Origin of the sequence: Marinifilum sp. D737, assembly GCF_026672275.1 — a bacterium.
In the GTDB taxonomy this organism is placed as follows: domain Bacteria; phylum Bacteroidota; class Bacteroidia; order Bacteroidales; family Marinifilaceae; genus Marinifilum.
Window position 1 is genome coordinate 73,047 of sequence record NZ_JANQCD010000001.1, and the last position, 21,570, is coordinate 94,616.

18 protein-coding genes are annotated in these 21,570 nt (G+C 36.0%); 7 read left to right on the forward strand and 11 right to left on the reverse strand.

Features of this window, described 5'->3' with window-relative positions; all coding sequences use genetic code 11:
- Positions 1-12: 12 nt before the first annotated feature.
- The gene (locus NQ163_RS00325; protein ID WP_268188329.1) at positions 13-2,514 is read left to right on the forward strand and encodes a PAS domain S-box protein; all 2,502 of its coding nucleotides are present in this window, start codon (positions 13-15) and stop codon (positions 2,512-2,514) included.
- Here the strand turns inward: NQ163_RS00325 and NQ163_RS00330 are convergent, their stop codons facing one another.
- Positions 2,515-3,417, reverse strand: coding sequence for a DMT family transporter (locus NQ163_RS00330; protein WP_268188331.1), 903 nt, complete (start codon positions 3,415-3,417; stop codon positions 2,515-2,517). It abuts the gene before it with no gap.
- 94 nt (positions 3,418-3,511) lie between these two features.
- Here NQ163_RS00330 and NQ163_RS00335 point away from each other — a divergent pair, with 94 nt between their 5' ends.
- Positions 3,512-3,814 (forward strand): hypothetical protein, encoded by a 303-nt coding sequence (locus tag NQ163_RS00335; protein ID WP_268188332.1) that lies wholly within the window; start codon positions 3,512-3,514, stop codon positions 3,812-3,814.
- Positions 3,815-3,847: 33 nt separating this feature from the next.
- Here NQ163_RS00335 and NQ163_RS00340 read toward each other — a convergent pair whose 3' ends face one another.
- From NQ163_RS00340 to lysS, 3 genes are all read right to left on the reverse strand, one after another.
- Entirely contained in the window at positions 3,848-5,188 is a 1,341-nt protein-coding gene (locus NQ163_RS00340) for a glucose-6-phosphate isomerase (RefSeq protein WP_268188334.1), read from the reverse strand.
- 143 nt (positions 5,189-5,331) lie between these two features.
- A complete protein-coding gene (locus NQ163_RS00345; protein ID WP_268188335.1) occupies positions 5,332-6,327 on the reverse strand; it encodes an NAD(P)H-dependent glycerol-3-phosphate dehydrogenase in 996 nt (331 codons plus the stop codon).
- A 128-nt stretch (positions 6,328-6,455) separates the two neighbouring features.
- A complete protein-coding gene (lysS, locus tag NQ163_RS00350) occupies positions 6,456-8,177 on the reverse strand; it encodes a lysine--tRNA ligase (protein WP_268188336.1) in 1,722 nt (573 codons plus the stop codon).
- 423 nt (positions 8,178-8,600) lie between these two features.
- Here lysS and lipA point away from each other — a divergent pair, with 423 nt between their 5' ends.
- From lipA to NQ163_RS00370, 4 genes are all read left to right on the forward strand, one after another.
- Positions 8,601-9,479 (forward strand): lipoyl synthase, encoded by an 879-nt coding sequence (lipA, locus tag NQ163_RS00355; protein WP_268188337.1) that lies wholly within the window; start codon positions 8,601-8,603, stop codon positions 9,477-9,479.
- Complete coding sequence (lipB, locus tag NQ163_RS00360) at positions 9,472-10,176, forward strand: lipoyl(octanoyl) transferase LipB (RefSeq protein ID WP_268188338.1); 705 nt, start codon at positions 9,472-9,474, stop codon at positions 10,174-10,176. Before lipA ends, lipB begins: the two co-directional genes overlap by 8 nt.
- 23 nt (positions 10,177-10,199) lie before the next feature.
- Positions 10,200-11,909 (forward strand): single-stranded-DNA-specific exonuclease RecJ, encoded by a 1,710-nt coding sequence (gene recJ / locus NQ163_RS00365; protein WP_268188339.1) that lies wholly within the window; start codon positions 10,200-10,202, stop codon positions 11,907-11,909.
- A 207-nt stretch (positions 11,910-12,116) separates the two neighbouring features.
- A complete protein-coding gene (locus NQ163_RS00370; RefSeq protein ID WP_268188341.1) occupies positions 12,117-13,355 on the forward strand; it encodes a uracil-xanthine permease family protein in 1,239 nt (412 codons plus the stop codon).
- Between the two features lie 144 nt (positions 13,356-13,499).
- Here the strand turns inward: NQ163_RS00370 and NQ163_RS00375 are convergent, their stop codons facing one another.
- The 5 genes from NQ163_RS00375 to NQ163_RS00395 all read right to left on the reverse strand — a co-directional run bounded on the left by NQ163_RS00375 (position 13,500) and on the right by NQ163_RS00395 (position 17,752).
- On the reverse strand, positions 13,500-14,351 hold the full coding sequence (locus NQ163_RS00375; protein ID WP_268188342.1) for a hypothetical protein: 852 nt from the start codon (positions 14,349-14,351) through the stop codon (positions 13,500-13,502).
- 243 nt (positions 14,352-14,594) lie between these two features.
- The gene (locus NQ163_RS00380) at positions 14,595-15,893 is read right to left on the reverse strand and encodes an NCS2 family permease (protein WP_268188343.1); all 1,299 of its coding nucleotides are present in this window, start codon (positions 15,891-15,893) and stop codon (positions 14,595-14,597) included.
- A 23-nt stretch (positions 15,894-15,916) separates the two neighbouring features.
- Positions 15,917-16,570, reverse strand: coding sequence for a DUF5020 family protein (locus NQ163_RS00385; protein WP_268188344.1), 654 nt, complete (start codon positions 16,568-16,570; stop codon positions 15,917-15,919).
- Positions 16,571-16,628: 58 nt separating this feature from the next.
- On the reverse strand, positions 16,629-17,267 hold the full coding sequence (locus tag NQ163_RS00390) for an HAD family hydrolase (RefSeq protein ID WP_268188345.1): 639 nt from the start codon (positions 17,265-17,267) through the stop codon (positions 16,629-16,631).
- The gene (locus NQ163_RS00395) at positions 17,261-17,752 is read right to left on the reverse strand and encodes a YbaK/EbsC family protein (RefSeq protein ID WP_268188346.1); all 492 of its coding nucleotides are present in this window, start codon (positions 17,750-17,752) and stop codon (positions 17,261-17,263) included. Before NQ163_RS00395 ends, NQ163_RS00390 begins: the two co-directional genes overlap by 7 nt.
- Before the next feature lie 334 nt (positions 17,753-18,086).
- On the opposite strand from NQ163_RS00395, the gene NQ163_RS00400 reads away from it, so the two are divergent.
- The gene (locus NQ163_RS00400) at positions 18,087-18,992 is read left to right on the forward strand and encodes an RluA family pseudouridine synthase (protein ID WP_268188347.1); all 906 of its coding nucleotides are present in this window, start codon (positions 18,087-18,089) and stop codon (positions 18,990-18,992) included.
- 3 nt (positions 18,993-18,995) lie between these two features.
- Here NQ163_RS00400 and NQ163_RS00405 read toward each other — a convergent pair whose 3' ends face one another.
- Both NQ163_RS00405 and NQ163_RS00410 read right to left on the reverse strand, forming a co-directional pair.
- Complete coding sequence (locus NQ163_RS00405; RefSeq protein WP_268188348.1) at positions 18,996-19,469, reverse strand: PaaI family thioesterase; 474 nt, start codon at positions 19,467-19,469, stop codon at positions 18,996-18,998.
- 64 nt (positions 19,470-19,533) lie between these two features.
- Positions 19,534-21,567: a ComEA family DNA-binding protein gene (locus tag NQ163_RS00410; protein ID WP_268188349.1), complete on the reverse strand. Its 2,034-nt coding sequence runs from the start codon at positions 21,565-21,567 to the stop codon at positions 19,534-19,536.
- Between the last annotated feature and the right edge of the window lie 3 nt (positions 21,568-21,570).

Sequence of the window (21,570 nt, forward strand, 5' to 3'; positions counted from 1 at the left end):
GAAATCTTACGTATGAATGACTCTATTCTTCTTGGACTCGTACAAAATGCAGCTATATTATTAAGTTTTAGTATTTTTTGTGAGTATGTGTGGGTGAATGAAACTAAATTTAAGCCTCTGTATCGTCAACTGATTTTTGGTGGTATTATAGGGGTAATTGGTATCATTCTAATGATGACATCATGGAAGGGGACTTCAGGAATTGTATTCGATACCAGATCCATTATTCTTTCAATATCGGGGTTGTTTTTTGGTGTGATACCAACAGCTATAGCAGTACTTATTACAGGCCTGTATAGATTCTTTATGGGAGGAGATGGAGTAACAATGGGGATAGCTGTAATAATTAGTTCGGCAACGATAGGGATTATATGGAGAGAACTATTAACACGTGTAGGGAACCAACTAAAATGGGTAGAATTATTGCTAATGGGCTTGGTTGTGCACATCGCAATGTTGTTTTGTACTTTGCTTCTTCCTTCTGAAAAAATTTATTCAACGCTTTCGTATCTTGTCCTGCCTCTTTTAACAATTTATCCAATTGTAAATATGCTGTTGGGCTTGTTTATACAGCATCAAATACAAAATGTTAATAATAGGACCATATTATCATCAACCGAGGAAAAATATTCAAGACTATATGGAAGTATGTCTGATGCTTATCTTGTAATGGATATAGAATATAATATACTTGAATGTAACCAAGCTTTACAAGATGTATTAGGATATTCAGAAAAAGATTTATTAGAGACAAATTTTAAAAATATTACTCCTGACAAGTGGATTCAAATCGATGAAAATATAATAAAGAATGAAGTTTTAATAAGTGGCAGTTCTCAAGTTTATGAGAAGGAGTGTATAAAGAAAGATGGATCGACGGTACCTGTTGAATTAAGGGTTCATTTGATGAAAGATGAACAGGAAGAAATTGTTGGGTATTGGGCAATTTTAAGAGATATTACTTCAAGAAATAACGTTTTACAACAAATAGATAATGAAAGGGCCAGGTTGGAAACAATTTTGGAGACGGTTCCGGAAATGATTTGGTTGAAGAATACAGATGGAAATTATTTAGCTTGTAACAATAATTTTGCTGAATTTCTTGGTGTCAGCAAGGAAGAGTTAATCGGGAAGTCTGATTTTGTGATTTATAAAAACGATGAGTTAGCTGATTTTTATTCTAAAAAGGATATGGAAGTAATACAATCTGCTAATACAATTCGATTTGTAAATTGGGCCAAATCGGTTAAATCAGATAAAGAGATTCTTACCGAAACAATAAAAACCCCAATGTATGATTCCAATGGTAATATCACTGGAGTTTTGGGGGTTTCAAGAGATATATCTGAAATAAAAAAGACCGAAGAAGAACTTAGAAAAGCCAAAGAGCAAGCTGAAGAATCAGATAAGTTGAAATCGATATTCCTGGCCAATATGAGTCATGAAATTCGAACCCCTATGAATGCAATTATGGGATTCTCAGAACTTTTAATTGATTCGGAAATTGAAGAAGTTGAGCGCATGCAATATGTCAATATCATTCAGCAGTCAGGGAATCGATTGGTTCAGATTATTGATGATATTGTTGATCTTTCCAAATTAGAAATGAGTCAAATTACACTCAAGAATTCTGATTTTTATTTGTTCTCATTGATGAAAGAAAGTTTGGAAATTCATAAAAATCGGGAATTAATTAAAAACAAACCGAATTTAGAATTGGTAATCAAGTCAAGCCCAGAGCTTGAAGGTCTGGAATTGCATTCTGATAGTACAAGGATTCAACAGGTTTTGGATAATTTGATTGAAAATTCCATTAAGTTTTCTGATTCTGGAAGAGTGGAACTAGGTTGTAATGTAATAGAATTAAATGATCAGGCATTTGTTGAGGTGTGTGTAAAGGATGATGGAATAGGAATTCCTGAGGATAGGCATGAAGTAATATTTGAAAGATTTAGACAAGGAGATGAGGAGCACTTTATTGATGGTACAGGTTTAGGCCTTAGTATCTGTAAAGGCTTGGTAGAACTACTTGGTGGAACAATCCGATTTGAATCAGAGGTAGGAGTAGGAAGTACTTTTTATTTTACTATTCCGGTTGATAGATCTAAACTTTCAAATGGAACTGATGATTTGAATAATGCTAAAGAGAGGATGGAATCCAAAAAAGTACTGGTTGCTGAGAATGACTACAATTCGTTTTTGTATGTAAAGAAATTGTTTGATGATCAGGATGTAGAGGTAATATTTGCTGAAAATAGTACTGAAATGCTTGATAAACTGAGACAATTATCGCCCGATTTATTAATTATGGATTTAGATATTCCAGGCAGAGATAGTTTGATATGTTTGGATGAAATTAAAAAATCGGAAATAGAAACAAAGATAATTGCCCAGAGTACGTATATTTTTAAAGAGCAAGAGGAAAAATGTATGAGCGCAGGTTGTGATGGATATCTTACAAAACCTTTTACTAAGGAAGAGCTGTTTGCGCAAGTAAGAAAGGTGTTGGTATAATTATTTCTTTTTAGAAATGATATCGGCCATGGTAATGGTTAAAATTCCCAGGATGGTTAAGCAACCACCTAACAGCTGATTCACATTGGGAAGTATTCCCATTAAAAGAAAGGCACCGGCAACAATAAAAATACTTCTCGATGTGCCAATTAAAGTTGTTATGGATGCATCCACATATTTTAAAGAGGCAAATGTTAGAAGTATTCCTAAAAAAGGGCCAAAAAATGAACCTGTTGTGATATAGAAAACAGCCTGAAGACTATAGGTTGGTAATTCTTGTTTTGCAATTAGGTAGCTTGCGAATCCAACAAACAGAAATAAGTTTCGGCAAACAGTTATCGTTGTTGTTGGAATATTTTTAATTTCTGATCTTGCCAGAACAAGACTTACACCATAAAATAGGGCAAATACCAAGGCACTAATACTAGCAGGAGTTAACAAAATTTGCCATTCGAAATCTGACTTATTGGTGTTCATTAAAAAAACACCGGATAATGTAATAATTACGCCAAGAATAGAAGTAAATCCATATCTGATTTGATAGAATAAAAAACCAATAAGAATTACAAAAATTGGACTGGTGTTGGCAAGAAAAGATACAATAGCAGGATTTTCGGTAAGCTTTATCGATAGAAAAAATGCTGTTATTGAGATGAACTCTGATAGGCCAATTAGGAGAAGAATTCTTTTTGATTTTTTCGTTAAACTACTTAGACTCTGTCCTTGCGTGAAAAATCGGTTGTAAAGCAGATTGTAAATCAAAGCTAAACCAAACCAAAGTATTCCAAAAGAAGCCAAATCAACATCTTTCATGGCCATTTTACTAAACAAATAAACATTTGAAAAGCTAATGGTTGCAACTAGTGCAAGAGCGATACCTTTGATTTTTGATTTGTAAGTCATTATGTCTTGAATATGGGCAACAAATGTATCTAAAATTTAATGATTTATTTAAGTAGCTTGTGCTTTGCCAATAATTATTGATATATTCGTTTATATGGAACTAAATTTAATATTGGCAGCAATGGCAACTTATGTACTGAATTTGCCATTTGGCTATGTTCGCCAGGGATTTAAAAAGTTTTCGGTGATGTGGTTTGTTGCCATTCATGCTCCAATTCCCTTTGTTGTTTTGTTTCGTCATTTGTTTGGATTAGGCTTTGAGTTGTATACCTATCCAATAATGGTGAGTGCATTTTTTCTGGGACAGTTTACTGGTAAAAAGGCCAGAATTTATTTAGACAATAGGAGGGTAATAGAAGATGTGGAAATTTACGATACAAAAAAAGACCGGAACTAATCCCAGTCTTTTTTAATATCGTCAAGTCAGATCTTATAATCTTTCTTTGATTTTTGCAGACTCTTCTTCAAAACCTGGTTTCTCAAGTAATGCAAACATATTGCTTTTGTATGCTTCAACACCTGGTTGATCGAATGGATTTACATCCAAGATGTATCCACTAACACCACAAGCAATTTCGAAGAAATAAAGTAACTCACCCAAATAGAATTCATTTAGTTGAGGCATTTCAATTTTAAGGTTAGGAACACCACCATCAACATGTGCCAATTGAGTTCCCAACTCAGCCATTTTATTTACTTCATCAACACGTTTTCCAGCAAGATAATTTAACTTGTCCAAGTTGTCTTTATCTTCAGGAATATATACCGTGTGATTTGGCTTGGCAACAGAAATTACAGTTTCGAAAATATTTCTCTGTCCTTCCTGAATATACTGTCCCATTGAGTGAAGATCGCTAGTGAAATCAACGCTTGCAGGGAAAATACCTTTGTTTTCTTTTCCTTCACTTTCGCCGTAAAGTTGTTTCCACCATTCAGCAACATTGTGAAGCTTAGGGTTGTAATTGGCAAGAATTTCGATGCCTTTTCCTTTTTGGTATAAAGCATTTCTTGTAGCAGCATAAAGCAATGCCGGGTTTTCTTCGAATGCTGCTGCAACCGAATAATCTTGCATTGATTTTGCTCCGTTTACCAAGGCTTTAATATCATGACCAGCAACTGCAATTGGCAACAATCCAACAGGAGTTAATACTGAGTAACGTCCACCAACATTATCAGGAATTACAAATGTTTTATAACCTTCCTGATCCGCAAGAGTTCTTAAAGCACCTTTCGATTCATCGGTAATGGCAACAATTCTTTCACGGGCTTCTTCTTTCCCAACTTGCTCTTCCAACATTTCTTTCAACAAACGGAAAGCGATAGCAGGTTCAGTTGTTGTTCCTGATTTTGAAATAACACAAATACCAAATTCGATGTTTTTTAAAATATCAGTTAATTCGTATAAGTAATCTTCACTAATGTTCTGACCAGCATAAAGTACCAAAGGATTTTCGTCGCCGGAATTTAAGTGATCAAAACTGTGAGCAAGTGCATCATTAACAGCTTTTGCACCAAGGTATGAACCACCAATACCTACAACTACCAATACTTCAACTTTATCTTTTAATGATTTTGCAGTAGCTTCAATGTCATTTAATTCTGCTTCAGTAATTCTTGAAGGCAGATCAACCCAGCCAACAAAATCATTTCCTTTTCCGGTTCCTTCGTGAAGGGAAATAAGGTGTTTCTTACTGCTTTCTTCAAACTTAAAAATCTCTTCCTTGCTAACAAAGTCAAGAGATTTGTCAATACTCAATTTAATGTGTTCCATTGTGTAGAAATTAAGCCTTACATTTTACCTCTATCTGAACCGATACCCCTCCAAATAGTTTGATAGATGTAGAATGTAAAAGTTGTATTTAAAAAGTTAATTCTTACGTATATCTGCTGCAAAAATACAGCTAAAATTCAAGTCTAACGTAAATCCTCTGTTAATAATTTCACTTCTATAGTAGGAGAAATACGTTCATATAAAATATTGTAAACTGCCATGGTAATTGGCATATTTACGTTGTAGTGTTCGTTAATTTCTTTGATACATTTTACTGCATAATAGCCTTCTGCAATCATGTGCATTTCAAGCTGTGCCGATTTAACTGTATATCCTTTGCCAATCATTGTACCAAAGGTGCGGTTACGGCTAAACTGTGAATAACAGGTTACCAATAAATCGCCCAGATATGCAGAACTCTTAATGTCGCGGGAAATTGGATGTACTGTATCAACAAAACGTTTAATTTCTTGAATTGCATTAGAGATCAGTACTGCCTGAAAATTATCACCGTATCGAAGACCATGACAGATTCCTGCAGCAATTGCAAATACATTTTTTAGTACAGCTGAATACTCAGTTCCGTAAATATCATCGGAAATGGTAGTTTTGATATAAGGACATTCCAGGTTAAGCGCCAGTGATCTGGCTTTTCTTGTATCCTGACATGCAATGGTTAGATACGATAAGCGTTCCATAGCTACCTCTTCGGCATGACAAGGTCCTGAGATAACACCAATGCTATCTAAAGGTACATTATAATGTTCATTAAAGAATGTACCAATAATCATATTTTCATCAGGAACAATACCTTTAATTGCAGAAACAATAATTTTATCTTCTAAACTAACCGTTAATCTTTTTAAAGCATCTTTTAAGAATGCCGACGGAACTGCAAATATGATCACATCCGAATTTAGAACCACTTCATCCAGATTGTTGTAGAATTCAATTTGATTAAGATCAAATTCAACTCCGGTAAGATATCTTGGGTTGTGACTAAGTAGTTTAAATTGATTGATGGTATCAAGGTTACGCATGTACCAATTAAGCTTCAGGTTGTTTTCGCGAAGTATTTTTGCGATTGCTGTAGCCCAACTACCACCTCCAATAATGGCAATTCTCGACGATTCGTTCATATATTATTGCTAAGTCTTTTTAAAATAGAGAGTTGTTTTTGTAAGTAACAGATCTCTAATTTAATAAATATCGGAGGAAGGGAAAAATTCCCAACCTCCGATCATGTTATATTCTTAATAAAATAAGTTTAAGCTAACCACTCTTTTACTTCATCCTGGCTAGGATTTTTTAAACCCATTTTTAGTTTCTTGTTCAAGCCACAAATATCCTGATGTAGTTTGGTAGCCTTTTCTTCTTTAAGAGCTTCTACAGTTTGGAATCCAGCTTTACGAATAACAGGCATCCACTCCGGAGCAATACCTAATTCAATAAATTTTTCATCACTATCAACTGCAGCTTTTTTCTCTGGTCTCATTTGAGGGAAGAATAGTACATCCTGAATTGAATGAGAGTTGGTCATCAACATGGTTAAACGGTCGATACCAATACCCATACCTGATGTAGGAGGCATACCATATTCAAGAGAACGTACAAAGTCCATATCAATAAACATAGCTTCGTCGTCTCCTTTTTCGCTCAATTTCATTTGTTCCTGGAATCTTTCCAACTGATCAATAGGATCATTCAACTCAGAGTAAGCATTACAAACTTCCTTACCGTTCACCATAAGCTCAAAACGCTCAGTTAACTCAGGATTGTCTCTGTGCTTTTTGCAAAGAGGAGACATTTCGATAGGGTAATCAGTAATGAAAGTTGGTTGAATGTAATTTCCTTCACACTTCTCACCAAAGATCTCATCAATTAATTTTCCTTTACCAAAAGTTTCGTCAACCTCAATGTTTAATTGCTTACAAACATCGCGAAGTTGATTTTCATCCATTCCGTTGATGTCAATTCCTGTGTGCTCTTTAATCGAGTCAATCATAGAAATGCGCTTGAATGGACGCTTGAAATCAATCTCTTTGTCTCCTACTTGTACTTTAGTTGAACCGTGAAGATCCAAAGCAACTTTTTCAATCATCTCTTCGGTGAAATCCATCATCCAGTTGTAGTCTTTATAAGCTACATAGATTTCCATAACCGTAAACTCAGGATTGTGAGTTCTGTCCATACCTTCGTTACGGAAATCTTTAGCGAACTCATAAACACCATCAAATCCACCAACAATAAGTCTCTTAAGATACAATTCGTTTGCAATACGCATGTACAAAGGAATATCTAAAGCATTGTGATGAGTGATAAACGGACGAGCCGAAGCACCACCTGGAATTGCTTGCAAAATTGGAGTTTCAACCTCAAGATATCCCTTGCTGTTGAACAACTCGCGCATTGAGTTAATGATTTTAGTTCTTTTCAAGAACACTTCCTTCACATCCGGATTTACAACCAAATCAACGTAACGCTGACGGTAACGCATTTCAGGATCACTAAAAGCATCGTATACTTTTCCGTCTTTTTCCTTAACGATAGGAAGAGGACGAACTGATTTTGAAAGAACAGTCATTTCGGTTGTATGAACAGAAGTTTCACCAACCTTGGTTTTAAATACGTATCCCTTAATTCCAATAAAATCTCCAATATCCAAAAGCTTTTTGAATACTGTGTTGTAAAGAGTTTTATCCTCTTCAGGGCAAATAGAATCGCGGGCAATGTATACCTGAATTCTTCCTTTTGAATCCTGAAGTTCAATAAAAGAAGCTTTACCCATAATTCTTCTGCTCATTATTCTACCTGCAATACAAACCTCTTGTAGGTTGTTCTTTTCAGGATCGAAATCTTTCAGAATATCTGTAGAATAATTATTTACATGATATTGTGCTGCAGGAAATGGATTGATACCCAAATTCTGCATTTCCTTTAGGGAATTTCTTCTAATGATCTCTTGTTCACTAAGTTCTAACGCATTCATCTTAATCTCAATAAAGTTTATTCGGGTGCAAAGATATAATATTCTGTGCAATATGTGAATGCATCGCTATAAATGCTTGTAAAAAAATAAACTAGTTGTGATATTTCATAAGACAGGAGCGTTCAAGGTGCAGAAAGTGAGATGTTTTACTTGAAAAATCACAATTACAATTGAATATGCATGGCAGTGCAAGTTTTATTTTTTAATATTGCATCAAAATTGACGGTATTTAGATTGAGTTTAAATAATTCGACTACTTATAATTCGGTTAAAAACATACTGAATAGGGATAATAATTCAATCCTTTCGAATACCTTTGCATGAATTGAAATTTTATTACAAGAATTCTTAATTGTTGTAAGGTTTTAATGTTGATAATCAGTTGTAAAAATAGATTATTGACAGAAATAGGGAGAAGCAGAAATGAAAATAAAAAGAAAGCCTGAATGGCTAAAAATACAGCTACCAAAAGGTGATGATTATGCCTATGTAAATGGCATTGTTCAAGAACACGGATTACATACAATTTGTTCGAGTGGAAAATGTCCGAATGTTGGAGAATGTTGGGGAAATGGAACCGCAACATTCATGATTTTGGGCAATATTTGTACAAGAGCTTGTAAATTTTGTAATGTTCCTACCGGAAAACCACTTCCTGTTGATACTAAAGAGCCCAAAAGATTGGCCCGATCAATAAAATTGATGAAGCTAAAGCATGCGGTAATTACTTCTGTAGATCGTGATGATTTGGAAGACGGTGGATCAGGAATTTGGGCAGAATGCATTAAGGAAATTAAAGAAACTTGTCCGGGAACTAGCTTAGAAGTTTTAATTCCTGATTTTAACGGGAAAGAAGAGGATGTACAAAGAGTGATCAATGAAAATCCGGAAGTAATTTCTCACAATTTGGAAACAGTTCGCCGCTTGACACCTGAGGTTAGGAGTCGTGCCAAATACGACCTTAGTTTAAAAGTGTTGAAGCAGATTGCAGATTCAGGTATTGTGGCAAAATCAGGAATTATGCTTGGTTTGGGTGAAACCGAAGAGGAAATTTACCAAACAATGGATGATTTGTTGGCTGTTGGAGTTAAAGTAATGACCATCGGTCAATATTTACAACCAACTCGCAAGCACTTGGAACTTCAAGAGTACATAACTCCTGAGCAATTCAAAAAATATGAACAGGTTGGATTGGAGAAAGGCTTTTCATTTGTAGAAAGTACTCCACTTGTTCGTTCATCATATCACGCAGAACAACACGTTAACGCACTAAAATTAAAGCAGGTTTTAAAAAATGACTAATACAATTTTTAGAGACCTGGGCTCAATTGAATATCAAGAAGCCTGGGATTATCAGGAAAACTTGTTCCAGGAAGTATTGCAATCGCGACAAGCAAATGCTGAGCTTCCTGCAGAAGAAAAAAACTTAAGCAATAATTACTTGCTTTTTTGTGAGCATCCACATGTTTATACATTGGGGAAAAGCGGTAAAGAGCAGAATATGCTGCTTAATATGCTGCAACTACAAGCAAAAGAAGCAAGTTTCCACAAAATAAACCGAGGTGGAGATATCACTTATCATGGACCGGGACAAATTGTTGGTTATCCAATTCTAAATCTGGAAACCTATGATATGGGGATCAAAAAATACATTGAAACCCTTGAACAGGCTGTGATTAATTGTATTGCTGATTATGGTTTGACAGGAACTCGATTGGATGGAGCTACAGGAGTTTGGTTGGATGTTGGAACACCAAAAGTTCGTAAAATTTGTGCCATTGGAGTTCGAGTAAGTCGATGGGTTAGCATGCATGGTTTTGCTTTTAATGTGAATACCGATTTGAAATATTTCGATTACATAAATCCATGTGGATTTGTTGATAAAGGAGTAACTTCATTAAAAAAAGAGCTAGGCAAAGAGCTTGATTTTGAAGAGGTAAAACATAATTTAAAAAATCATATTGCAAATCTGTTTGATATGAAGCTGGAAATTGACTAATTTGGCTAGCTAAAATCTTGCATATGGAAAAGAGATGGGTAATAAATGAGCCGGGCGATGAAGAAGCGGTTGGCGCACTGATGGAATCATTGGGTGTTGACCGGGTGATTGCCAATCTGTTAGTTCAGAGAGGAATCACAAACTTCGATATGGCCAAAGCTTTTTTTCGTCCCAGTCTCGACGATTTGCATGATCCTTTTTTAATGAAAGATATGTGCAAGGCGGTTGACCGATTGGTTGTCGCAATGGAGAAACAAGAGCGTGTAATGGTGTATGGCGACTATGATGTTGATGGCACCACATCTGTAGCTCTTGTTTATACCTATCTAAAATCTCATTTCGATTTTATCGACTATTATATTCCTGATCGCTATTCGGAAGGTTATGGTATTTCCAAAACCGGTATCGATTATGCAGCAGAGAATAATATCAGTTTGGTTATTGCCTTGGATTGTGGAATTAAAGCCATTGAAAAAATTGCCTACGCAAGTGAAAAAGGAGTTGATTTTATCATTTGTGATCACCATACCCCAGATGAAAACTTGCCCGATGCAGTGGCAGTGTTAGATCCGAAAAGAAGCGATTGTGAATATCCTTGTGATGTTCTGTCAGGTTGTGGTGTTGGATTTAAGTTGATGCAAGGCCTGGCAAACAGAAAGAATTGGCAGTTTGAAACCTTAATTCCACTTTTGGATTTGTTGGCGGTTAGTATTGCTTCTGATATTGTTCCCATTACCGGAGAAAATCGTGTTTTAACCTACTTTGGATTAAAGCAGCTGAATGAAAATCCTCGATTGGGATTAAAAACAATACTGAATCTGGCTGGTGTTACAAAAGATCTGAGCGTTAATGATATCGTTTTTAAAATTGGTCCAAGAATTAATGCTGCTGGTAGAATTCAATCGGGAAATCATGCGGTACAATTGCTGATTGCTGAAAGGGAAGAGGCGGCTACCCTAATTGGTGATACCATTAATGGATTGAACGAAGACCGAAAAGAGCTGGATCATAGCATTACCGATGATGCCCTGGAACGTGTAGCGAAAAGTAAGACATTGCTCGAAAAGAAGAGTACGGTATTATTTGATCGCAACTGGCACAAAGGGGTGATCGGAATTGTGGCATCTCGTATGATTGAAACTTATTACAAGCCAACGGTAATTCTTACCGAGTCGAACGGATTTGCAACCGGCAGTGCTCGCTCGGTTGATGGTTTCGATTTGTACAATGCAATATCCGCTTGTAGCGATTTGTTGGAAAACTTCGGAGGCCACAAGTATGCTGCTGGCCTTACCATGAAAATTGAAAATGTTAGTGCTTTTCAGCAGCGTTTCGAAGAATATGTTTGCGAAAATATAACCGACGATATGCTGGTTCCTCAGATAAAGGTGGATGCCAGCATTAAACTTTCAGATATTACACCTAAGTTCTTCCGTGTTCTTAAGCAATTTGAACCGTTCGGCCCCAAAAATATGACACCTGTTTTTATTAGTGAAAAAGTGGTTGATTATGGATATAGCCGTCCGGTTGGTAGAAACAAAGAGCATCTTAAACTTTCGGTTGTTGATGATATCCGCGAAGGAGATGTAAAAGGAGGAATTGCCTTTTCAATGGGGAAACTCTATTCTAAGATTTCCAGTGGTTCACCATTTGATGTATGTTACTCGGTTCAAGAGAATGAGTACATGGGAAAAGTGGAAACACAACTTATGGTTCGCGATATCAAATTCTAATTTCCGATATTTTATTGTTTAAATCTTACTTAGATTGTGTCTGTTTAAGAAAAAATGATTTTTAAGCTGACGATTTCTAATCAAGGATCTAATTGATTTTTTTGAATTCATGCACTCCTTTGCGTTGATTTATTGAGCTTTTCGAATTTGTCAGTTTCGTGAAGCTTATTATCTTTGCGCCAATTTGTGAATTTTTAAATCCATTTTATGATCCTTACTCAAGAAGCTACGGCTCCGGGATTCCAAAGTCCCACGAAAAGAATTATTTTGGGAGTACAATTTCTCTTTGTTGCCTTTGGCGCAACGGTACTAGTCCCATTGTTAGTTGGTATTGACCCAGCAGTCGCATTGTTTACAGCAGGAATCGGAACCTTGATTTTTCATTTAATCACAAGAGGTATGGTTCCTGTTTTTTTAGGCAGTAGTTTTGCCTTTATTGCTCCAATTGTTGCCGCAACAAAACTATATGGTTTGCCTGGAACATTATCTGGCTTAATTGCGGTTGGTGTGGTTTACGGTTTGGTTTCCGGAATCATCAAAGTCTGGGGATTACGAGTAATCGAGAAAATTTTCCCTTCTATTGTAGTTGGACCAGTTATCATGATTATTGGTTTGTCATTGGCTCCTGTAGCTGTTAATATGGCCAAAACCAATTGGATCATTTCTTCTATTGCCTTGTTAACTGCCATTTTAATTGTGGTGTATACCAAAGGAATGCTAAAACTGATTCCTATTTTCTCAGCAATTGTTGTGGGATATGTTGTATCGGTTGTTTTAGGCGAAGTTGATTTTACGCCAATAACAGAAGCTGCATGGTTTGCTTTGCCAGAATTTGTTCGTCCTGAATTAAACTGGAGTGCAGTATTGTATATGATTCCTGTGGCATTTGCCCCAATTATTGAACATGTTGGCGATATGTATGCCATTGGTGGTGTAGCAAACAAAGAGTTTGTTAAAAAGCCAGGTTTAAACCGTACTTTATTGGGTGATGGTGTTGCTACTGCTTTTGCAGGATTTTTTGGTGGACCACCAAATACAACTTATTCAGAGGTTACAGGTGCAATTGCATTGACTAAGGTAGTTGATCCTAGAGTATTGAGAATTGCTGCAGTTACTGCATTGGTATTCTCACTAATTGGTAAGGTAAGTGCATTCCTTAAAACCATTCCTCAAGCGGTTTTGGGTGGCATTATGCTATTGCTTTTTGGTATGATTGCAGGTATTGGGATTAAGACTCTTATCGATGCAAAAACAGATTTTACAAAAACCAGAAACCAGGTAATTGTTTCGGTTGTACTTACTGTTGGTATTGGTGGAGCACAAATTACATACGGTAACTTCTCATTGGCAGGAATTGGTTTGGCATCGGTTGTAGGTGTTGTTTTAAACCTAATTTTACCTGATAAATCGAAGCCAATTAAGGGAAGTGAAGTTGTAGAAGAATAGTTGATAATTAGATTATTATTTAAATTTTAATCTGGTTAATAAGTATTCTGTTAAAAATTGATTAAATTTGATTCTGTTAACCTGAATCTTGATTTAGGTTTTAACATCCCTTTTATATATAAAGCCCCTGAAAAGGGGCTTTTTTTATTTTGGATATCGAAACTGGTACCTGCCATATTCGAATGGGTGTTGCTGGCCATCTTTGGTAAAGAATCCTTTGTTGTCGCACAAGCCATTGCCGTAATTGTAGGTGCACGATTCGTTCTCTGCTGTAAATAATACTTCTCCTGAAGCAATAAATTCGCAGGCATGACTTACTAACAAAGGGGTTAATATCTCTGATTTGTATTTCCTTCCTTCGGAGTTTATGCCAGAGGTAGTGCCGTTAATAAAGAACTGATCGTCCCAATGCTTGTCAGAGGTTTCGAAGCCTTCAACCCATTCACGATTGATGTTTCCGCTAAGGGTGTAGGTATTGTTTTTTTCGTCGGTAAATAGGATCTCTTCGAAACTTACATCAAAAGTTAGGTTTTCGGAGCTTGCCGATTTTCGACTGTCTACTTTAATGGTACCCGCAATGTTTAAATTGTTGATGTAGTATTGCTCGAAGCTTATGGTATAGCAGCATTCTTCACTCTTGAACACACCTTCGATTTGTGTGGTGATGCGTCCTCTTTTTAGTTTGCCTAAATAATCGCTGCTGTTTTCCTGTCCGTAGTTAATGCTTAGTGTTTTTGTGTTTTCCTGACTGTTGTGATCCGCAATTTTTACGAAGGGGATGGAGTCCTGTTTTGTGGCAATGCCATTATCGATGCTCAGCATATTGTATTCCACTTCGTTTAGGATATTTTCCAGTATGGAATTAACCATTGCATTTTCTTCTACATTTACCGCATTGGTAATGTTCATTTCCAATTCGTGCTCATTAGAATCGCACGAATACATCACAATCATAGAGGCTAACAAGTAGCATACTTTCTTCCCAAATCTCATCATTCAACTTCCTTTTTAGTGATATGCAGTTGTTTACGGAGTTGTTTAAGAAAAGTTATACCTGATTTTTCTGGATTAAGCAAGTTAGATCATCAGTTTTTATGGGGAGATTTTGTTATTGATTTGCTGGACTATTAAGCCATTTGACTGTTGGACTGTTCATGACTTTAAGAAAAAATCCCTCTCTACCGAAGTAAAGAGGGATTTTGAATATGGAAAATTCTATTCTGATTTTTGTGCTATCAATTAGGCAAAATAGAATTTGATAATAAACAATACCACTATAACAATCATTACCGGGCTAATTTCTTTGTAACGACCCGTAAGTAATTTTAAAGTTACGTATGATAACATCCCAAATACAATACCATCAGCAATACTGAAAGTTAATGGCATCATAATGATACAAAGGAATGCTGGAATCGCTTCTGTAAAGTCGTTCAAATCAACTTTCAAGATTGGCGACATCATGAATAAACCAACAATTACCAAAGCTGGAGCTGTAGCAGCTGAAGGAATCATGATAAACACAGGAGCAAATAGTAATGCCAAAGCAAACATACCAGCAGTTGTAAGTGCTGTCATACCTGTTTTACCACCTTCTGATACACCAGCAGCACTTTCAACGTAAGTAGTTACAGTTGAAGTACCCAGGATAGATCCGAAGAATGTACCAACTGCATCGGCAAATAAAGCTTGTTTTACACGAGGTACACGACCTTCTTCGTCCAACATATCTGCTTTAGATGCTACACCAACCAAAGTTCCTACAGTATCGAACATATCCACAAATAAGAATGTGAACAATACAATAGCCATATCAATGGTGAAGATTTGAGAGAAATCGAATTGGAAGAAGATAGGAGATACTGATGGAGGAAGACTTACAAACTTGTAGTTTTCCGGCATGTGAGTTACTCCTAAGATTAATGCCAATATGGTTGAGAAAAGGATACCAATTAAAAGAGATCCTTTTACGTTTCTTGCGAAAAGAACACCTGTTACCAAAATACCAACTAATCCTACAATTACGCTTGGGCTTTTCATATCGCCTAAGCTTACCAATGTAGCAGGATTGTCAACAATAACACCAGCTCCTTTTAATCCAATAAATGCAATAAATAGACCGATACCTACCGAAACAGAGTGTTTCAGGTTTAACGGAATGGAGTTAACGATTAGCTCGCGAATGTTGAAAGCTGTTAATAAAAGGAAGATGATACCTTCAAGGAATACTGCAGTTAAAGCAAATTGCCAGCTGTATCCCATTCCTAATACTACGGTGAATGCGAAGAATGCATTTAATCCCATACCAGGAGCCAAAGCGAAAGGTAATTTAGCAACCAAAGCCATAACTAAAGTTGCGATAATAGCCGAAATAGCAGTTGCAGTAAATACTGCTCCTTTGTCCATTCCGGTTGCACTTAAAATATCTGGGTTAACCGCAAGGATATAGGCCATGGTCATGAAGGTAGTGATACCTGCAACAACCTCGGTTTTTAGGTTCGAACCCTGTTTTGTAATGTTAAAAAACTTATCTAACATGATTACTGGTTTTTAGTTGTTGATTAGAAATTCCACTTCACTGCAAGAGTTGGACGAACTTCGAAATCGCCACCTGCAAAGTTGTTAGAGATTTCAACCTCTCCACCGAAAGAAAAGTTTTTAGTCGCATTATACCATAACTGAGGCTCAGTTAGGAATACAGTATCATCAGATAAGCCATTTTCAGTCCAAAGGTCAGCAAAACCTGAGAAAGTCATTTTACCATCCATAAAGTTAACATACCAGGTACCTGTAATTTGGAAGTTTGCTTCGTCAGCATCCTTAATTGCTTTGTAACCAGCGTAAGTTGAGAAACCAGATTTAGCACCACCTTTTGCGTAGTTCACACCAAAAATCCAAGCATTGTTAATGGTGTAGCCAAAGTTCATGTCTGGAGTTTCAGCGCTACCAACACCACCATTGTACTCAATGTGTAAACCAACAGGCATTTTCTCTGTTTTTAAAACACGAGCAATTTCAAAGTATCCTTGGTTGATACCGTTTTCTGCATCGTAATCAAAATCTACAAATGTAAAAGTGTTACCCCACTTGTCCATTTTGAACATTTCAAAAGTAGTTGTGAAGTGTCCACGGTCGAAATCGCGGTGTAATTGAAGGTTTTGTGCGTTAGCAGCAAAAGAAACCAAAACAGCGAAAATAGCAAGTAATTTTTTCATGATAAATTAAATGATTGTTTAATAGAATTTAATTAGTAAAAAATTTATAAATGGTTGTTTAATTCTTTGTGATCTCCTTTAAGTGGTTGACTACTGTAGGGCAACCAGTTTCCTTTAATTTTTGATAGGATTGATGTCCGGATGCAATTAAAATACAATTACAACCTAACTCTTTAGCAACTTCATAATCGTGCGTAGTATCGCCAAATAGGCAAACTTCACTGGCTTTTAATTCATGTTTTTTCATCAATTGTAAGCCATTGTTAATTTTCGAACTTGCGTATATGTTATCAATTCCTGATATCTCATCGAAATACTTCATGATATTCTCACTACGAGTTGAATCATTAAGCATGTTTTGTTCCATTGCTGATAAAATAAATTGCTTTTTGCCTTCTTTGTTAAAGTGTGATAGCAAATCAACAGCTTCAGGAAAAATTCCCGATTGCGGCAATAAAGATGTATAATGATCTATGAATTCATTTGCAGCTTTATCCCAATCTTCGGTCTCAAAATTAAATCCTACAGCTTCGTAATAACTTTTCACAGGAAAAGTAAATACTTCTCGATAGTGCTCGGTTGTTAGCAAAGGCAATCCTCTTTTGTTTAGCATTTTGTTTATGCTAAGCACTCCAATCGACAAATCGTCGAGTAAAGTACCGTTATAATCCCAAATAATTGCCTTAAAATTTAACATGCTAGCTTTTGTTTAGGATTTGAGGTTCGACAAAGAGTTGCTTTTGTAATCGAGTGCAGCCCGATAGAATCTATTTTGATTTGTTGGTCTCTTAATCCGGCATTCATTGAAAAATGTTCCAATTGTAATGCGAAAGTTTTGAGAAAAACAAGGTAATCGTTTTTCATGTCAAGGAAAGAACATCTGCCGCAGATGTAACTGGTAAGTTCTTGAATACATTTCAAGCTAGTCAAAGTACTCTTTTTGTTTTCGCTAAGTTGTACTATTGAATTTGGTTTAAGTTCGGACGAACCAGGTATGCAGTCAACAACAGTTCCCGTTTTGCTTTCGGAAAGTACAAGAGTTTTGTTGATGTACGGAACATGCAGATTTGTGTTCTCGAACACACGCTCAGTTCCCACTTCGATAGGATCTGTATCGTAATCGATAATCGCATATTCTATGTCTGCTCGATCTAAAATGCGAGCTGCATTGGTTTTCTTCATCCTTTCGTTTTTTGGCCCAATCTTGAAGGTTTTCTTCTGATTGGGAATTACCAGTTTCCCAGATGATATTTTTTTAATGAGCGGCAAAAATAGTAAAAATTTTAAATTTCAAAATTGTTTCGATTCAATTGCAAAATTAATAAAGTGTAGAATGCTTGTTTTTAAAGGGGATAAGTGATGAATAAAAAAATGTAGTTTTAATTTTAAATGAATTAAAATTGTAATGGCATTTACCAGATTCGTTTGGATTTTTACAAAGGCGATCCTATTTAAAATTATTTTTTATACTGATTTTGGTATCTTTTATTTCTTATCATCAAAATAAAATTGAGTTATGGTAGTTATTGAAGCACATGTGGTTCCTGAAGGGATAGAAAGCATCCGTTTGCAAGAATACGCATTGCATATTTTCACTGGAATCAATACAAACCAGGGAATTAAAAAGGCTATTAAGCGAGGCTTGATCAGGGTAAATGGATTGCAAGCTTCAACAGGTTTGTGGGTAAAATCTGGCTTTAAAATTGAATTGTGTGATTTGGAGCGGCCACCTGGTAAGATTTATAAATTGCCATTAGAAGTGGTTTATGAAGATGATCATATGGCTGTAATTAATAAGCCAGGTGGGATTTCGGTAAGTGGAAACCAGTTTCGTACCGTACAAAATGCCTTGCCATACAACTTGCGACCTTCGATGCGGAAGAATGCTTTGCCTGTTTTTCGTCCGGTTCATAGGATTGACAGTCCTACATGTGGATTATTGCTAATAGCTAAAACTGCTGACGCATCTGCCAAATTGGGCAAGCAATTCGAGGATCGGTTGGTGAAGAAAAGGTATAGAGCAGTAGTTATTGGCTCTTTGCACGAAAAAGGAAAAATTGATATGCAGGTGGATGACAAGGATGCGGTAAGCACATTCAAGTTGGTGAAAAAGTCACCATCCATAAGAAACAGATTCTTAAGTATGGTTGATTTGTATCCTGAAACAGGCAGAACACATCAATTAAGAATTCATATGGCTGGTATCGGTAATCCGATTTTAGGAGATAAGATTTACGGTACGGAGGGAGAGATTCTTCGAGGAAAAGGATTGTTTTTGTGTGCAGCCGAACTGCAATTTACTCATCCCGATTCTGGAGAGGAGATGAATATTTCCATCGATCCTCCATATAAATTCGGTCGATTTATGGAGATGGAGGAAAAACGATGGGAGAAATACAATTCGGAAAGTGAGATGGTGTAAACTTTACTCGTAAAAAGCCTCAATTCCCGGGTATTCAAATTTCTTAATTGCCATTTCCTGAGGGAAGATCATGTATTGAACTTCAGCTTCAGAACACACTTTTCCGTCCGGATCAAGAATTTCTGCATGAATGGTTGCAAATCTTCTGTCTTTCGAAATTAGTTTTCCGCGAACGCATAGCTTTCCTTTATCCGTAAAGGCTGAGTTTTTAAATTTGGCATTCAGCGCAGTAGTTACTCCTGCAGTTTCACATTTTACAAATACTACCCAACAAGCTATTTCATCGAGAATTGTAGTTTGAATTCCACCATGTAAAACATTTTTAAAACCAGAAAGGTGAGATTTTGGCTCCCATTGGGAAACAACATACTCGCCATCTTCAAAAAAATCCATTTGTAAGCCTTGTTCATTGTCGGGCGAACAGCCAAAGCATTTTCCGTTTTCAGTGGAACGATATGGGTTGATGATCTTTTTCATGATACGATCTTAAGTGTTAATTTTATGGATCCGAAAGTACAACAAGAAAATGATTGTGGAAAATCTAAAAACGAAATTTTAGTTGAAGCTTTACATCTGATTTTGTATTGCCATCAATCAATGAAGTACCAGATCCAATGCTTTCCGTATCGGAATATTTTGTTTGAGCATACCTGGCATAAATGGTAATTTTATTGCTGATTTTATAATTCAAATTGAGATAAAATCGGCTTCCTTTATTGTAATATGCCGGAACGGAATAAGCGTATAAAATATCATTTTCATAGGCATAAATTCTTGTGTCGTAAGAATCGGTGTCGAATAATGCATATCGTAAACTGATGTGTAGTGGAAATTGAGAAAATCTGTATATCAAATCCTGATAAATTAGAAAGCCATTTGCACTTCGATCTGCTTGTTTGTATTCTGTAAATTCTATTCTGTTTCGGATTTCCCAATTCGTTGCAGGTTTTGCCGATAGGTGAATACGATATTGAGTTTTCTCAAATTCAACAGGAGTATTTATAAAATCAGCATCGATGTTATCAGCCTTGTTTTCTTGTTTGTATCTAAAATAAACCGATAGCTTATCGCTGCTTGTATATTCTATTTGAGAAAAATATTCATGGCCAGCGGTTGGTGAATTGCTCGAATGTTTTAGCCATGGAAATTCAAACTGATCGTAGTAAGCTTTTATGCTCCATTTAGGAAATGGGTGAAAAGTAATTCCGATATAAATTCCTTCTTCATTTTGGCTTCTACTTTGTTCCGAAAAAGAATTTGAGTAGTGAGCATGAAAATCCATATCGTATTTGCGGTAAATGGTCTCAAGGTTGAGTTGAGGATGAATTTGGATGTTTGCGCCTTGCAGTATTCCAATGCCACCTGATTTTGACCGGGCTGCTTCGCCAAATAAATGAATCTTATTAATTTGAGTTTGATAGTTTATGCTTAGGTTGTAATTGTTCTTGCCCGTAAAATTGTATTGAGAATATGCTTTTTCGTGGATTTTTATTTCTGGCGAATAAGAATATTGAATAAAAGTAGCACCAAGTTGAGTATTTTTTAAATTCCAGGTGAAATAGCCACCAAGCAACTTTTCTTTTAAAGCATTTTTTTTGTCCAACTCATTCCTGTTTCGGTGCAATCCTGTATTCACAATGCTTGATGCATAAGAAGAAATGGTATCTGTATTGGCGCTGGCATCTATCTTTTTATAAGAAGCAAATGTGGCAATGTCAATTCCCTTTACAGGGGAGATGATAATAGATACTCCACGGAAAAATCGGTTTTCATCAGTTGATTTGTAGGATCGGACACCCTGGAGTTTTCTTGCATTTTGAGTGGTAAAGGAAGATTTTTTACCTCCCATGCCTGACCATAAACTTAAGCCTTGACCAAATTTAATTTGGTAATCGCCCAAATTGACCTGTTTGAAAAGGCCATTTGATTTTTTTTGAACATGAGCCGAATAAAAATCGAATCCATTTGAGTTTTCATCCTTAAAAAAAGGTTCACCCTTATCGTTCTCAGCAGTAAAACCAAAATTTATTCCTGATTCAGAAGATTGCATTTGGTACCTGCTGTAATATTTCCATGGATTTCCAAGGTATTTGGAATTCTTACTAGCTGTTTTGTATCCTGTCTCTTTTTGAAAACTGTGTTCGCATCTGATTAAAAGTTGATGTTTTAGTTTTTTTACGCTAATTGGTTTTGCAATTGCTTTTGTAGAAATTAAAGGAGCGATATTTTTAACCAATTCAGCAGAGAAACCTTTGATCAATTGAATTTCGTAAATACTAAGTATGGCTCCATTTTCTTCTCTATACTTAATGAATTGTTCTATTTGGTTTTGATTTAAAAAGAACAGCCTTTCCAGGTCCTGGGCATTAGCAGTGTTGATGTTTAATGGATTTTGAAACAATTTTGTGATTTCTTCCAATAAATTGGTGTAATCAGGATTTTCTTCCTCTTGTTCTGCGATATTCTCAATGATCTGCTCTATTAAATCTTGCTTTATCGCTGTATTCTGTGCATCAGCGATACCTATAAAAGAAAGGATTAGTACCAATGGTAATATGCTGCGAATTTGTTTCATGAT

Bases quoted from the DNA above. Each gene is read 5' to 3' on its own strand.
- NQ163_RS00385 (WP_268188344.1), bottom strand. From the start codon at position 16,570: ATGAAAAAATTACTTGCTATTTTCGCTGTTTTGGTTTCTTTTGCTGCT.
- NQ163_RS00370 (WP_268188341.1), top strand. From the start codon at position 12,117: ATGATCCTTACTCAAGAAGCTACGGCTCCGGGATTCCAAAGTCCCACG.
- NQ163_RS00345 (WP_268188335.1), bottom strand. From the start codon at position 6,327: ATGAACGAATCGTCGAGAATTGCCATTATTGGAGGTGGTAGTTGGGCT.
- NQ163_RS00400 (WP_268188347.1), top strand. From the start codon at position 18,087: ATGGTAGTTATTGAAGCACATGTGGTTCCTGAAGGGATAGAAAGCATC.
- NQ163_RS00395 (WP_268188346.1), bottom strand. From the start codon at position 17,752: ATGAAGAAAACCAATGCAGCTCGCATTTTAGATCGAGCAGACATAGAA.
- NQ163_RS00405 (WP_268188348.1), bottom strand. From the start codon at position 19,469: ATGAAAAAGATCATCAACCCATATCGTTCCACTGAAAACGGAAAATGC.
- NQ163_RS00335 (WP_268188332.1), top strand. From the start codon at position 3,512: ATGGAACTAAATTTAATATTGGCAGCAATGGCAACTTATGTACTGAAT.
- NQ163_RS00375 (WP_268188342.1), bottom strand. From the start codon at position 14,351: ATGATGAGATTTGGGAAGAAAGTATGCTACTTGTTAGCCTCTATGATT.
- NQ163_RS00380 (WP_268188343.1), bottom strand. From the start codon at position 15,893: ATGTTAGATAAGTTTTTTAACATTACAAAACAGGGTTCGAACCTAAAA.
- NQ163_RS00390 (WP_268188345.1), bottom strand. From the start codon at position 17,267: ATGTTAAATTTTAAGGCAATTATTTGGGATTATAACGGTACTTTACTC.
- NQ163_RS00330 (WP_268188331.1), bottom strand. From the start codon at position 3,417: ATGACTTACAAATCAAAAATCAAAGGTATCGCTCTTGCACTAGTTGCA.
- lysS (WP_268188336.1), bottom strand. From the start codon at position 8,177: ATGAATGCGTTAGAACTTAGTGAACAAGAGATCATTAGAAGAAATTCC.
- recJ (WP_268188339.1), top strand. From the start codon at position 10,200: ATGGAAAAGAGATGGGTAATAAATGAGCCGGGCGATGAAGAAGCGGTT.
- NQ163_RS00325 (WP_268188329.1), top strand. From the start codon at position 13: ATGAATGACTCTATTCTTCTTGGACTCGTACAAAATGCAGCTATATTA.
- lipB (WP_268188338.1), top strand. From the start codon at position 9,472: ATGACTAATACAATTTTTAGAGACCTGGGCTCAATTGAATATCAAGAA.
- NQ163_RS00410 (WP_268188349.1), bottom strand. From the start codon at position 21,567: ATGAAACAAATTCGCAGCATATTACCATTGGTACTAATCCTTTCTTTT.
- lipA (WP_268188337.1), top strand. From the start codon at position 8,601: ATGAAAATAAAAAGAAAGCCTGAATGGCTAAAAATACAGCTACCAAAA.
- NQ163_RS00340 (WP_268188334.1), bottom strand. From the start codon at position 5,188: ATGGAACACATTAAATTGAGTATTGACAAATCTCTTGACTTTGTTAGC.